Source organism: Methylobacterium sp. (assembly GCF_019750675.1).
Taxonomy (GTDB): Bacteria; Pseudomonadota; Alphaproteobacteria; order Rhizobiales; family Beijerinckiaceae; genus Methylobacterium.
The window spans coordinates 1-11732 of record NZ_JAIEOF010000195.1; the positions used below are offsets into that span (position 1 = coordinate 1).

Here is an 11732-nt window from a genome sequence, read left to right on the forward strand (position 1 = left end):
CTCTCGGGCCGGTGCTCGGCCCGGAGCGCGTCGGCGAAGGCCGGCATCCCCTCGCGGGCAAGCCAGGCCGGGTCCTGCCACTCGGGCAGCACCGGCAGGCGCTCCAGGGCGGCATGGGCCAGCTTCGAGATCGCCCGCGAGGTCAGGCCCTCGGTGGCGCCGTAGATCGGCTCGACGGTGGGCTGGGCGGCCAGGCCCGCCTCGTCGACGATGCGGGCGGGATGGACCATCTGGCGGTGCCCGTCCCAGAGGTCGATGCGCCCGGTGATGTAGCGGTGGGCGCCCAGCGGCAGCATCTTCTCGACGCGGGCCTGGGGCATGCCGAAGAACACGAGCGTGATGTCGCCGGTGGGGTCCTCCACCAGCACCCGGAAGGGGCGGCGCCCCGGCCCGGCTTGCGGCGCCCGGTAGCCCGTCACGGTGACGCCGAGCGTCACGGGCTCGCCGGGGGGCGCCTCGGCGATGGAGCCCATCATCCGGCGGGCGACGCCCCCTTGCGGCAGGTGGAACAGGAGGTCGACGATCCGGGCCGGCTGCTCGGGGGTGCCCAGCAGCCGCTCGATCATCGGCGCCATCTTCGGGCCGATGCCGGGCAGGCCGCGCGCGGGGGCGAACAGGGCATCGAGGATGCTCGGGCGGAGCAGGGGCGGGCGGGGCGCAGGCTCGGTCATGCCCGCCCTCCGGCGCCGCGCGCGTCGGGTCGGACCAGACCAGATCTGTGAGCCGGGACGGGGTGCATGCCCCCCGCCATAGAATGCGGAGCGTGACCGGGGCAACATGCGCGTTGCCGCTCCCGCGCCCGCGCGACCGTTGCCACCGGATCGTTGCCACCGGATCGTTGCCATGGCTCCCCCACCCGCCCTATGCGATGATCCACCCCTCCGATCCGACATCCTCCGATCCTGGGATCACGGGATCACAGCAGCACAGGACCGACCGCATGTCCGGCACCACCCGCACCAGCGCCGACCTCGATCCGCGCCGCCGCCGCACCCTCTTCCGGGCCTGGCACCGGGGCATCCGCGAGATGGACCTCATCATGGGCCGCTTCGCCGATGCGGAGATCGGCACGCTCTCGGAGGAGGAACTCACGCTCTTCGAGGCCCTGATCGAGGTGCCCGACCGCGACCTGTTCCGCTGGCTCACCGGCGAGGACCCGACGCCGGAGAACTACGACACGCCGGTCTATCGCCGCCTCAAGGCCTTCCACAAGCACGACGCGCCGATCCATTAGGGGCCCGAATCGGCCGGGGGCCCGAAGCCCGCGGAAACGTGAAGGCGGTGCCCGCGTGAGCGCGGCGGCGGCGATCGCGCCCCGCGCGGGCGACGCGACACCTTGATTTTCGGGGCGGACGCTAGATTTCGCTCGCGGTGCGGGATCACGCACGGGTCGCTGTCGTACGCTCCCCGCCGGCGGCGCGGGACCGACGCCCCGATCCGCCCGACGACGCCGGTCCTGTATCGAGAGGGATTCCGATGAACGAGATGACGATCGACAAGACCAACACCGAATCCTATCCGATGGCGGGCCGATGCCCGTTCGGAGGCGACCGGATCGGCGGGGCGCTGGGCAGCCGCCCGGCCCTGGAGAACTGGTATCCGCACCGCCTGCGGGTCGAGCTCCTGCATCAGAACGGGCTCGCGGCCGACCCGCTCGGCCCCGATTTCGACTATGCCAGCGCGTTCGCGGCGCTCGACTACGACGCGCTCAAACGCGACATCAAGCAGTTCCTGACCTCGTCGGTGGCGTGGTGGCCGTCCGATTACGGCAATTACGGCCCGCAGATGATCCGCATGGCCTGGCACTCGGCCGGCACCTACCGCATCGCGGACGGGCGCGGCGGCGCCGGCACCGGGATGCAGCGCTTCGCGCCGATCTCGAGCTGGTGGGACAACGGCAACACCGACAAGTCGCGCCGCCTCCTGCAGCCGATCAAGCACAAGTACGGCAACGCCCTGTCCTGGGCCGACCTGATGGTGCTGACCGGCAACTGCGCCCTGGAGATCATGGGGCTGCCGACCTACGGCTTCGCCGGCGGGCGCCTCGACGCCTGGGAGGCGGACGACGCCACCTACTGGGGGCCGGAGGTCGTCGAGATGGGCTCGGTCTCGAGCTTCGACGAGATGGTCAACCGCGACAAGCGCTGGCGGGGCAAGAACGGCGACGCCGACTACGACCTGGAGAACCCCCTCGCCGCCTCCCACCAGGCGCTGATCTACGTGAACCCGGAAGGGCCCTACGCGAACGGCGATCCGCAGGGCTCGGCCAACGACATCCGGGTGACCTTCACCCGCATGGCCATGAACGACGAGGAGACGGTGGCGCTGATCGCCGGCGGCCACGCCTTCGGCAAGAGCCACGGCATGGTCCCGGCCAAGGAGATCGGGCCGCCGCCGGAAATGGCGCCCATGGAGGCGATGGGGCTGGGCTGGCACAACCCGAAGGGCGCCGGCAAGGACACGATGACCAACGGCATCGAGGGCAGCTGGACCCCCGACCCGACGAAATGGGACAACGCCTACCTGGAGAACCTCTTCCGGTTCGACTGGGAGCAGACCAAGAGCCCGGCCGGCGCCCTGCAATGGACGCCCAAGGACCCGAACGCGCCGCGGACCCCCGACGCCCACGTGGCGGGCCAGTCGCATCCCCTGATGATGATGACCTCCGACATCGCCCTCAAGGTCGATCCGGAGTACCGCAAGGTCTGCGAGAAGTTCCTGGGCGACTTCGACGCCTTCACGCAGGCCTTCTCCAAGGCGTGGTACAAGCTCACCCACCGCGACATGGGGCCCAAGCACCGCTACCTCGGCCCGGAGGTGCGGATCGAGGACGGCCTGCTCTGGCAGGACCCGATCCCCGATGCGGCCTACGCGCCGATCGGCGAGGCCGAGATCGCCGCCCTCAAGCAGGCTGTCCTGGCCACAGGCGTCTCGATCTCGGATCTGGCCTTCACCGCCTTCTCGGCGGCCTCGACCTACCGCGACAGCGACAAGCGCGGCGGCGCCAATGGCGGACGCCTCGCCCTTGCTCCGCAGAAGGACTGGGCCGTCAACCGCCGGGCCGCACCGGTGGTCGAGGCGCTGCGCGACGTCATGGCCGCGTTCAACGAGGGCCGCGGCGACGGCAAGCAGGTTTCGCTCGCCGACCTCATCGTGCTCGCCGGCTGCGCCGCCGTGGAGCGGGCCGCCCGGGACGCGGGAGTTGAGACGCCCGTGCCGTTCACCCCCGGCCGGGTCGACACCACGCAGGAGCTGACCGACGTCGAGATGTTCACCTGGCTGAAGCCCGTCGTGGACGGCTTCCGCAACTACGTCGACGACGGGTTCGGCGCCATGGCACCGAAGCTGTCGCCGGAGGAGATGTTCCTCGACAAGGCCAACCTGCTCACCCTGACCGCGCCCGAATGGGTGGTGCTGACCGGCGGCCTGCGCGCCCTCAACGCCAACCACGACGGCTCGGACCTGGGCATCTTCACCGACCGGGTCGGCGTGCTGACGACGGACTTCTTCCGCACCCTGACCGACACGGACCTGGTCTGGGAGAAGACCGACGCGACGGGGACCGCCTTCGCCCTCAAGGACCGCGCGAGCGGGCAGGTGCGGTTCACCGCCACCCGCGCCGACCTCATCTTCGGGTCGAACGCGCAGCTGCGCAACATCGCCGATGCCTATGCGGGCAGCGACGGCCAGCGCCGCTTCGTGGCGGATTTCGTGCGGGTCTGGGACAAGGTGATGATGCTCGACCGGTACGACGTGAAGGGCCACCGGCGTTACGGACCCATGGCTGCCTGATCCGATGGCTGCCTGATCGGATGGCGGCCTGATCGGATGGCCGCCTGACCAATCGGCCGCCCGATCCGAGGGCGGCCTGATCGCACGGCCCGACGCCCCGTCCCATGATCCGCCGGGACGGGGCGTCGGGCGTTCCGGCACTCCCTCGCGAGCGCCGGAACGTTGATAAGTCTTGACAATATTCCTATTTCGTGCGTCTATGGCCCCACCTGCCGCCCGCACCAAACGGGAGCCCGACCGGAGACCGACCGGATGGGCTTGGGGGCGGCGGGGCGGTGCCCGCGTCGGTGGCTTCGGTCGCTGCCGCCCCGGGCGACGGCTCGCTACGACCGTTGGCTCGGGACAGGGCGGCGCGCCGGGGAGGAAATGCCCTTGGCCGTCCGACCCGTCGCTGGGACAGCGGAGAACAGCTGCGGCGCCGCCCATGACGAGGCGGCGTGCGACGAAGGCTCGCTCGGAAGCGTACGGGGTCCCCCTTGGAACCCGCCGAACTTAGCGCCAGCGCGAGACCCGTCGGAGACACCGCGACGCTGATGGCCCCGGCGGCGACGCCGGAGCCGAGGGACGCCGGGGGACCGGCACAATCAAGAGCGCAGTCCAAGGGTTCCGCGGCGTCCCGCGTCCCCGTTCGGCGTGTCGTTTTCTCGGGCCATGCCCCCGGCGCGGAATCGCGCGCGGGGGTGAAGCCGCGTGGAGAGGAACAGCGCGAGGCCGAGCGTTGCGCCGGATCGACACGCCGGCATGCGTTAACGCCGGTACGCCGCCGCGCGAGTCTGGTAAGGACCGGCCGCAGGGATACATAGGGTCCGCGCCCCGCGGTCCGCGCCCCGGGGGCAACCGACACCGCCGTCGCGGCGGCCGGGGCGGTCCTTCAGACGACGAGGCCGGACGGACGCGCGCGCATCCGACCGGCGCAGCACGAGTGCAAAACCCAGACCCGATGGCCAAACCCCAGCCCAAAGCCCCCGCGCCCGCGCCCAAACCCCAGACGGCGCGCTTCGCCCTGCCGAAATCCGGCGCGCTGGCCCGCGCCCTGGAGGCGCTCAAGCGGGGCGACAGCCCGACGCTGGCCAACGTGCCGGAAGGGTTCGACGCGGTCGTGGTGGCGGATCTGGCCCGGGCGCTGAGCCGCGATTTCGAGGGGCCGGCGGTGCTGGTCCACGTCGCCCGCGATTCCGGGCGCTCGGCCGCCTTCGTCAACGCCCTGAAGTTCGTCGCCCCCGAGATCGAGGCGATGAGCGTGCCGGCCTGGGATTGCCAGCCCTACGACCGGGTCTCGCCCAACGGATCAATCGCGGCCCAGCGGATGACGGCCCTGTCGCGGCTGTCGCGCTCCCGCTCCTCGGAGGAGCAGCCGCGCATCCTCTGCACCACCGTCAATGCTTTGATTCAGAGGGTGCCTCCCAGAGAGAAGATCGCGGTGGAGACGTTCTCGGCCGCCATTGGCAACGTGGTGCCGATGGACACCGTGATGGCCTGGGTCGAGGCCAACGGCTTCCTGCGCACCGGCACCGTGCGGGACACCGGCGAGTACGCGGTGCGCGGCGGCATCCTCGACCTGTCGCCCCCCGGCCTGCCGAACCCGATCCGCCTCGACTTCTTCGGCGACACCCTGGAGTCGATCCGCGCCTTCGACCCCGAGACCCAGCGCACCGTCGGGCAGCTGCGCTCCCTCGACCTCGTGCCGATGAGCGAGGTGCAGCTCACCACCGAGACGATCCGGCGCTTCCGCCAGGGCTACGTCTCGAATTTCGGCGCGGCCACCCGCGACGACCGGCTCTACGAGACGATCAGCGAGGGACGGCGCTATGCCGGCCTCGAGCACTGGATGCCGCTGTTCTACGACCGGCTCGACACGCTGTTCGACTACGTCGGCGGCGTGCCGATGGTCTTCGACGCCCAGGTGGACGAGGCGGCGACCGAGCGCCTGACCCTGATCCGCGACTATTACGACGCCCGCGCCGAGGCGGTGAAGGCACCTTCCCCCGGCGTCGCGCCCTACAAGCCGCTGAAGCCCTCCGCCCTCTACCTCACCCCCAACGAGTGGCGCGACCGGGTCGCGGCGGCAGCGGTCGCCCGGCTCACCCCCTTCTCGATGCCCGAGAGCCCGGACCGGGCGACGATCGACTGCGAGGGCCGCCAGGGCCGCACCTTCGCGGCCGAGCGCGCCGACGAATCCGCCAGCGTGTTCGACGCGGCGGTCGCCCACGTGAAGGACCTGCAGGGCTCCGGCCACCACGTCATCCTGGGCTCCTGGTCCGACGGCTCGCGCGACCGGCTCTGCTCGGTGCTGGCCGATCACGGCCTCAAGAAGCCCGTGGCCATCAACACGCTGGCGGCGGTCAACGCCCTCAAGCGCGGCACCGACGTGGCGGTGGCGGTCTGGGGCCTGGAATCCGGCTTCGTCGTCGACCGCCTCGCGGTGATCTCGGAGGGCGACATCCTCGGCGACCGGCTGGTGCGCCAGAAGCGCAAGGCCAAGCGCCCGCAGGACATCATCCTGGAGGTGCAGGCCCTCCAGCCCGGCGACCTCGTGGTCCATGCCGACCACGGCATCGGCCGCTTCGTCGGGCTGAAGACGATCACGGCCGCGGGCGCGCCGCACGACTGCCTGGAGATCCAGTATGCCGGCGGCCTGCTGCTGCTCCCCGTCGAGAACATCGAGCTCCTGACGCGCTACGGCTCGGAGGATGCCGAGGTCGCCCTCGACCGGCTCGGCGGCGGCGCCTGGCAGGCCCGCAAGGCCAAGATGAAGAAGCGCATCCTGGAGATGGCCGGCCAGCTCATCCGGATCGCGGCCGAGCGCTTCGTGCGCCAGGCCCCGCGCCTGCACGCGCCGGAGGGGCTCACCGACGAGTTCGCGGCCCGCTTCGCCTTCAACGAGACCGAGGACCAGGCCAACGCCATCGACGCGGTGCTCACCGACCTCAACGCGGGCCGGCCGATGGACCGGCTGGTCTGCGGCGACGTCGGCTTCGGCAAGACCGAGGTGGCGCTGCGCGCCGCCTTCGCGGGCGCCATGGGCGGCAAGCAGGTGGCGGTGGTGGTGCCCACGACCCTCCTGGCGCGCCAGCACTACCGGACCTTCGCGGAGCGCTTCAAGGGCCTGCCCGTGGAGGTCGCGCAGATGTCGCGCTTCGTCTCGAACACCGAGATGAAGCGGGTGCGCGACGGGCTCGTCGCCGGCACCGTCGACATCGTGGTCGGTACCCACGCCCTGCTCGCCAAGACCGTGGCCTTCAAGGATCTCGGCCTCATCATCGTCGACGAGGAACAGCATTTCGGTGTCGCCCACAAGGAGCGCCTCAAGGCGCTCCAGGCCGACGTGCACGTGCTCACCCTCTCGGCGACGCCGATCCCGCGCACGCTGCAACTCGCCATGACGGGGGTGCGCGAGCTCTCGATCATCGCGACGCCGCCGGTGGACCGCCTCGCCGTGCGCACCTCCGTGACGCCGTTCGACCCGCTCCTCGTCCGCGAGGCGCTCCTGCGCGAGCGCTATCGCGGCGGCCAGTCGTTCTACGTGGTGCCGCGCATCGAGGATCTGGCCGAGGTCAAGCGCTTCCTCGACACCGAGATGCCCGAGACCACCGTGGCGGTCGCCCACGGCCAGATGGCGGCGGGCCAGTTGGAGGACGTGATGACGGCCTTCTACGAAGGCAAGTACGACGTCCTGCTCTCGACCACCATCGTCGAATCCGGCCTCGACATCCCCACCGCCAACACGCTCATCGTGCACCGGGCCGACATGTTCGGGCTCGCCCAGCTCTACCAGCTGCGCGGCCGCGTCGGGCGCGCCAAGGCCCGGGCCTACGCGCTGTTCACCACCCCGGCCAACCGCACCCTCACGGTCCAGGCGGAGAAGCGCCTGCAGGTGCTCCAGACCCTCGATACCCTCGGCGCCGGCTTCCAGCTGGCGTCCCACGACCTCGACATCCGGGGTGCCGGCAACCTGCTCGGCGACGCCCAGTCCGGCCACATCAAGGAGGTCGGCTACGAGCTCTACCAGCAGATGCTGGAGGACGCGGTCACGGCCCTCAAGGCCGGCATCGACGAGCCCGTGGAGGAAGCCTGGTCGCCCACCATCGCGCTCGGGGCCCCCGTCACGATCCCGGAGGACTACGTCGAGGACCTCACCGTCCGCCTCGGCCTCTACCGCCGGCTCTCGACGCTGGAGAACGACGCCGAGATGGAGAGCTTCGGCGCCGAGCTGATCGACCGCTTCGGTACGCTGCCGCCGGAGGTGGAGCAGCTCCTCAAGATCGTCACCATCAAGATCCTGTGCCGCGACACCAACGTGGAGAAGGTCGAGGCCGGCCCGAAGGGCGTGGTCATCCACTTCCGCGACAAGGCCTTCGCCAACCCGCAGGGCCTCGTGACCTACGTCACAGAGCAGGCCTCCTTCGCCAAGGTCCGCCCGGACATGAGCATCGTCTTCATCCGCGAACTCGACAGCATCCCGGAGCGGCTCAAGGTGACGACGACGATCCTGCGCAGCCTCGCCACCATCGCGCGCCGCAAGAAAGCGGCGTGAGCCCCGACGCGAAAAGGGCGCGCCGGCGGCGCGCCCTTTTCGAAGAACCAGGGGAGGGGCTTTGGTGTCCCTCCGTGCCGAGCCTCTCAGAGGTCGGGCTGATTGAGGACGTAGGGGCCGATCTGGCTCTGGAGATCGATGAACGTGCCCGAGCGGCGCGCCATCACCTCATCGACCACGATCACCGGGATGCCGGCCTGGCGCATCTGCTCGCGCAGGCGCTCGGAGAGCTGGGCATAGGCCGGGTCGCGCCGGGAGGAGGTCTGGAGCAGAATCGCGGCCGGGCGCGCAATCACCGCGAGCACGTCGTGCGCCGCCTCCAGGGAGGCCGTGACGCTGGCGTAACCGAGCTCCGCGAGCTCGGCGGCGAGCGAATGATCGATGGCACGATGGCCATCGTCGACAACGAGAACTTGTTGCAGCGCACCCATGAGCATCAGTGCTAGCCCATCCATCGTCCCTTGGGAAGAGACCTGTGTGACAACACACATGGAGGCGGTTGGTTCGCCGGCCACGGTTCGAACGCCACCGTGCCGTGCCACCGGTGACCAGAGGATGAACCGAATCGGTGCGCCGCATCATCCGCGCAGGGGAACGCGCACCCGGGAACGCCAAGACCCTGGAAGGGCCCGATATTCCGGTTCGCCGCGCCGCGGCGGTGACCCCCGCGATCCGGGTCGCCGGCGGGGGCGGAGCCCGATTTTCCGCGCCCCCCGAAATGACGGGGGCATGACGGATCAGGCGCGGCGGATCGCCAGGGTCTGCCCGTCCTCGATGCTGGTCAGGAACGCGGCGGCGGTCCAGGCGTCGGCCATCTCGGTGAGCGGGATCTCGCGCTGCAGCGGCTCGGCGTGGCAGGCGCGGCCCCGGAAGGCGAGGCGGCCATCCACGTCCCGGCGCAGGGTCATGAGCGTGGAGAACAGCTGGCCGCGCTCCGGGTAGGTCAGGGTGACGGCGACGTCGTTGGCGTCCCGCGCGCCGGTGAGCAGGGCGGTCTCGTCGAAGGCGACGACATCCACGATCGGGCGGCCCGCCTCGGGGTTCAGCCAGCGCGGCCCCAGGCGTCCGGGTGCACGGTGTGCCAGGACGATGGAATCCAGGGTCGCCGGCAGGCGGCTGGCGGCGAGGTTGCGCTCCAGGGCGGCGGGGGCGACGAGGCGGGTCGGAAACGGCCGGTCGAGGGCCGCGGCGAAGCTGCGCGCCTCGAAGACCGGCAGGGTCTCCAGGCCGGCCCCCCCGACGAGAGCGGCCCCGAGACCGGTGACGAGGCCGCGCAGGTCGCCCTGTGGAATCAGGGAGAGGATGCGGTCCCCCGGCAGAACCCGGGCGGTGACGAGGTGGACCGCGATGGCCGCGAGCAGGGCGTCGCCGCTGCGATGGACCGGGCGGGCCGGGTCGCCGCCCGCGAAGCTGATCAGTCCGCCGGGCCCCGGTGCGTGGGGGCCGCCCGTGCCGTCGAGGGCCATGGCGTCGAGGTTGATCACGCCGTCGGGCACGTCCGGCCCGAAGGCGGCGAGGTAGCGCAGGCCGAAATAGCGCACCGCGACCCGGCAGAGGCGCTCGGCCGGGGCGAGGGTGCCGCAGCGGGCCTGGGTGATGATGGCGGGGAGGGCGGCGGCCTGCACCGCGACGAGCAGGGCGTCCTCGTCGAGGTCGAGGGGCAGCAGGCAGGGGATGTGCCCGGCCGCCTCCACCGCGAGGTAGGCCAGGAAGCTCTCCGAGCTGCCGGCGAGCGCGATGCCGATCCGGCTCCCGGGCGCCAGGCGCCAGGTGCGCAGGCCGTTGGCGAGGCGGCCCACGATCTCGGCGGCGGCCGCGTAGGTCCAGGTGATGGCGGGCCGCCCGCTCCAGGCGGGCTTGTGCGGCGAATCGACGAAGGCGAGGCGCTGCGGATGGGCCTGCGCGGTGGCCGCCAGCAGGGTGCAGAGCCGCTGCGACCGGGGCGGGACGCGAACACCGTCCGCCCCCGGACCGGCGGGCCCGGATTCGGACGTGGACCGCGCCTCCCGTCCGGCCGCGCCTCCGCTGCCGGGGACACCGCTCGTCGGGGCGCCGACGCGGGACAGGGGAATGCCCGCCCGGATGGAATCGAGGAGATGGGCTGCTTGCTGCGCCGACACGTGCGCTGACTCCCGCTACCCGTCGTTCATGAAGGTTTAGGGTTAAGCCTCGCTTAAGGCGCCGCACGCCGGATCGACGCCGTCCTGGCGCGGTCCCGAGCCCGCGCAACGGCCGCGGTGTCATGTCTTCGCCGCAATCGGGAGGAAAGCAGGCCGCCCTGTCGTTCGGGCGGGATTGCGCCGTCGACCGGCGCGGCCCGTGGGCGACCGGACGGTGGCGGAAGGGTTCCGCCGCGCCGGTGCGTCCCGGTCCAACCATGATCTCGGCCAAGGGGTGATCTCGGTCACAGGGGGCAATTCCGGCGATCCGGCGCGGCGATTGCGCCGGGCCGCGGCCGGAACGCCGCCGCGATGCCCGAAGCGCCCTTGAAGTCCGAACCATTCGATGCGAATCCGCGCGCCAACTTCACGGCGCATCCCGCGAGCCGAATCCGTTACGCCGAAATCCAAGGGGTCAGAGCTGATGTTCTTCGCCAACCATCCCGCGCGCCCGCTGCGCGTCGCCGCGTTCCTCGCCCTGGCGGGTCTTGCTGGAGCAGGTCTCGCCGGAGCCGGACCGGCCCTCGCGCAGGCGCCCAAGGGCAAACCGGCGGCCCCGACCGCGCCCGCTCCGACGGCCCCGCCGGCCGGCGCGCCGACCAACGCGGCCCAGACCGGCCCGCAGATCGTCAACGTGAAGTCGGATCCGGCCCAGACCGAGTGGACCAAGGTCTGCGGCAAGGACCAGGGCAGCGGCACCGACGTCTGCTACACCACCCGCGACTTCGTCTCCGACCAGGGCCAGCCCGTCCTGGCGGTCGCCGTCTACGAGATGAAGAATGCAGCCCAGAAGCAGGAGGTGCGCGTGGTGCGCTACCTGCTGCCGCTCGGTCTCCTGCTGCAGCCCGGCATCCGCTTCACCGTCGACGGCCAGCAGGCCACGGCGGGCAAGTTCGCGGTCTGCTTCCCCAACGGCTGCTTCGCGGAAGCCGGCGGCGTCGGCCCCGAGCTCATCAACGCGATGAAGAAGGGCACGTCCCTGAACGTCAGCGTCCAGAACCAGACCCAGCGCGAAGTCACCTTCGCGGTGCCGATCGCCGGCTTCGGCAAGGCCTTCGACGGCCCGGCCATCGACCCGAAGGTGCTCGAGGAGCAGCAGAAGAAGCTCCAGGCCGAGCTCGAGAAGCGCTCCGAGGACATGCGCAAGAAGCTGGAGCAGCAGAACGCCGGCGGCGCGGCCGCTCCGGCCGCACCGGCCGCCGCCGCTCCCAAGCCGTAAGAACGACGCATCCGGCCGGCGGCTTCCC

At 71.3% G+C, this 11732-nt stretch carries 7 protein-coding genes; 4 read left to right on the forward strand and 3 right to left on the reverse strand.

What is annotated here, in order from left to right; translation table 11 throughout:
- On the reverse strand, nucleotides 1-671 hold a 671-nt coding region (locus K2X24_RS10360), incomplete at its 3' end, for an OB-fold nucleic acid binding domain-containing protein (protein WP_366934473.1).
- A 269-nt stretch (nucleotides 672-940) separates the two neighbouring features.
- On the opposite strand from K2X24_RS10360, the gene K2X24_RS10365 reads away from it, so the two are divergent.
- The 3 genes from K2X24_RS10365 (at nucleotide 941) to mfd (ending at nucleotide 8326) form a co-directional block, all read left to right on the forward strand.
- A complete protein-coding gene (locus K2X24_RS10365) occupies nucleotides 941-1234 on the forward strand; it encodes a succinate dehydrogenase assembly factor 2 (protein WP_056181110.1) in 294 nt (97 codons plus the stop codon).
- 242 nt (nucleotides 1235-1476) lie between these two features.
- Nucleotides 1477-3792 (forward strand): catalase/peroxidase HPI, encoded by a 2316-nt coding sequence (gene katG / locus K2X24_RS10370; protein ID WP_292497551.1) that lies wholly within the window; start codon nucleotides 1477-1479, stop codon nucleotides 3790-3792.
- Between the two features lie 940 nt (nucleotides 3793-4732).
- Entirely contained in the window at nucleotides 4733-8326 is a 3594-nt protein-coding gene (gene mfd, locus K2X24_RS10375) for a transcription-repair coupling factor (protein WP_292497553.1), read from the forward strand.
- A gap of 86 nt (nucleotides 8327-8412) precedes the next feature.
- On the opposite strand, the gene K2X24_RS10380 is transcribed toward mfd, so the two are convergent.
- Nucleotides 8413-8757, reverse strand: a complete 345-nt coding sequence (locus K2X24_RS10380) for a hypothetical protein (RefSeq protein ID WP_292497558.1) — start codon at nucleotides 8755-8757, stop codon at nucleotides 8413-8415.
- Nucleotides 8758-9063: 306 nt separating this feature from the next.
- Entirely contained in the window at nucleotides 9064-10446 is a 1383-nt protein-coding gene (locus K2X24_RS10385) for an AMP-binding protein (protein WP_366934474.1), read from the reverse strand.
- Nucleotides 10447-10909: 463 nt separating this feature from the next.
- Here K2X24_RS10385 and K2X24_RS10390 point away from each other — a divergent pair, with 463 nt between their 5' ends.
- Nucleotides 10910-11704, forward strand: coding sequence for an invasion associated locus B family protein (locus K2X24_RS10390; protein WP_292497555.1), 795 nt, complete (start codon nucleotides 10910-10912; stop codon nucleotides 11702-11704).
- Nucleotides 11705-11732: the final 28 nt, after the last annotated feature.

Bases quoted from the DNA above. Each gene is read 5' to 3' on its own strand.
- katG (WP_292497551.1), top strand. From the start codon at position 1,477: ATGAACGAGATGACGATCGACAAGACCAACACCGAATCCTATCCGATG.
- K2X24_RS10365 (WP_056181110.1), top strand. From the start codon at position 941: ATGTCCGGCACCACCCGCACCAGCGCCGACCTCGATCCGCGCCGCCGC.
- K2X24_RS10390 (WP_292497555.1), top strand. From the start codon at position 10,910: ATGTTCTTCGCCAACCATCCCGCGCGCCCGCTGCGCGTCGCCGCGTTC.
- mfd (WP_292497553.1), top strand. From the start codon at position 4,733: ATGGCCAAACCCCAGCCCAAAGCCCCCGCGCCCGCGCCCAAACCCCAG.
- K2X24_RS10380 (WP_292497558.1), bottom strand. From the start codon at position 8,757: ATGGGTGCGCTGCAACAAGTTCTCGTTGTCGACGATGGCCATCGTGCC.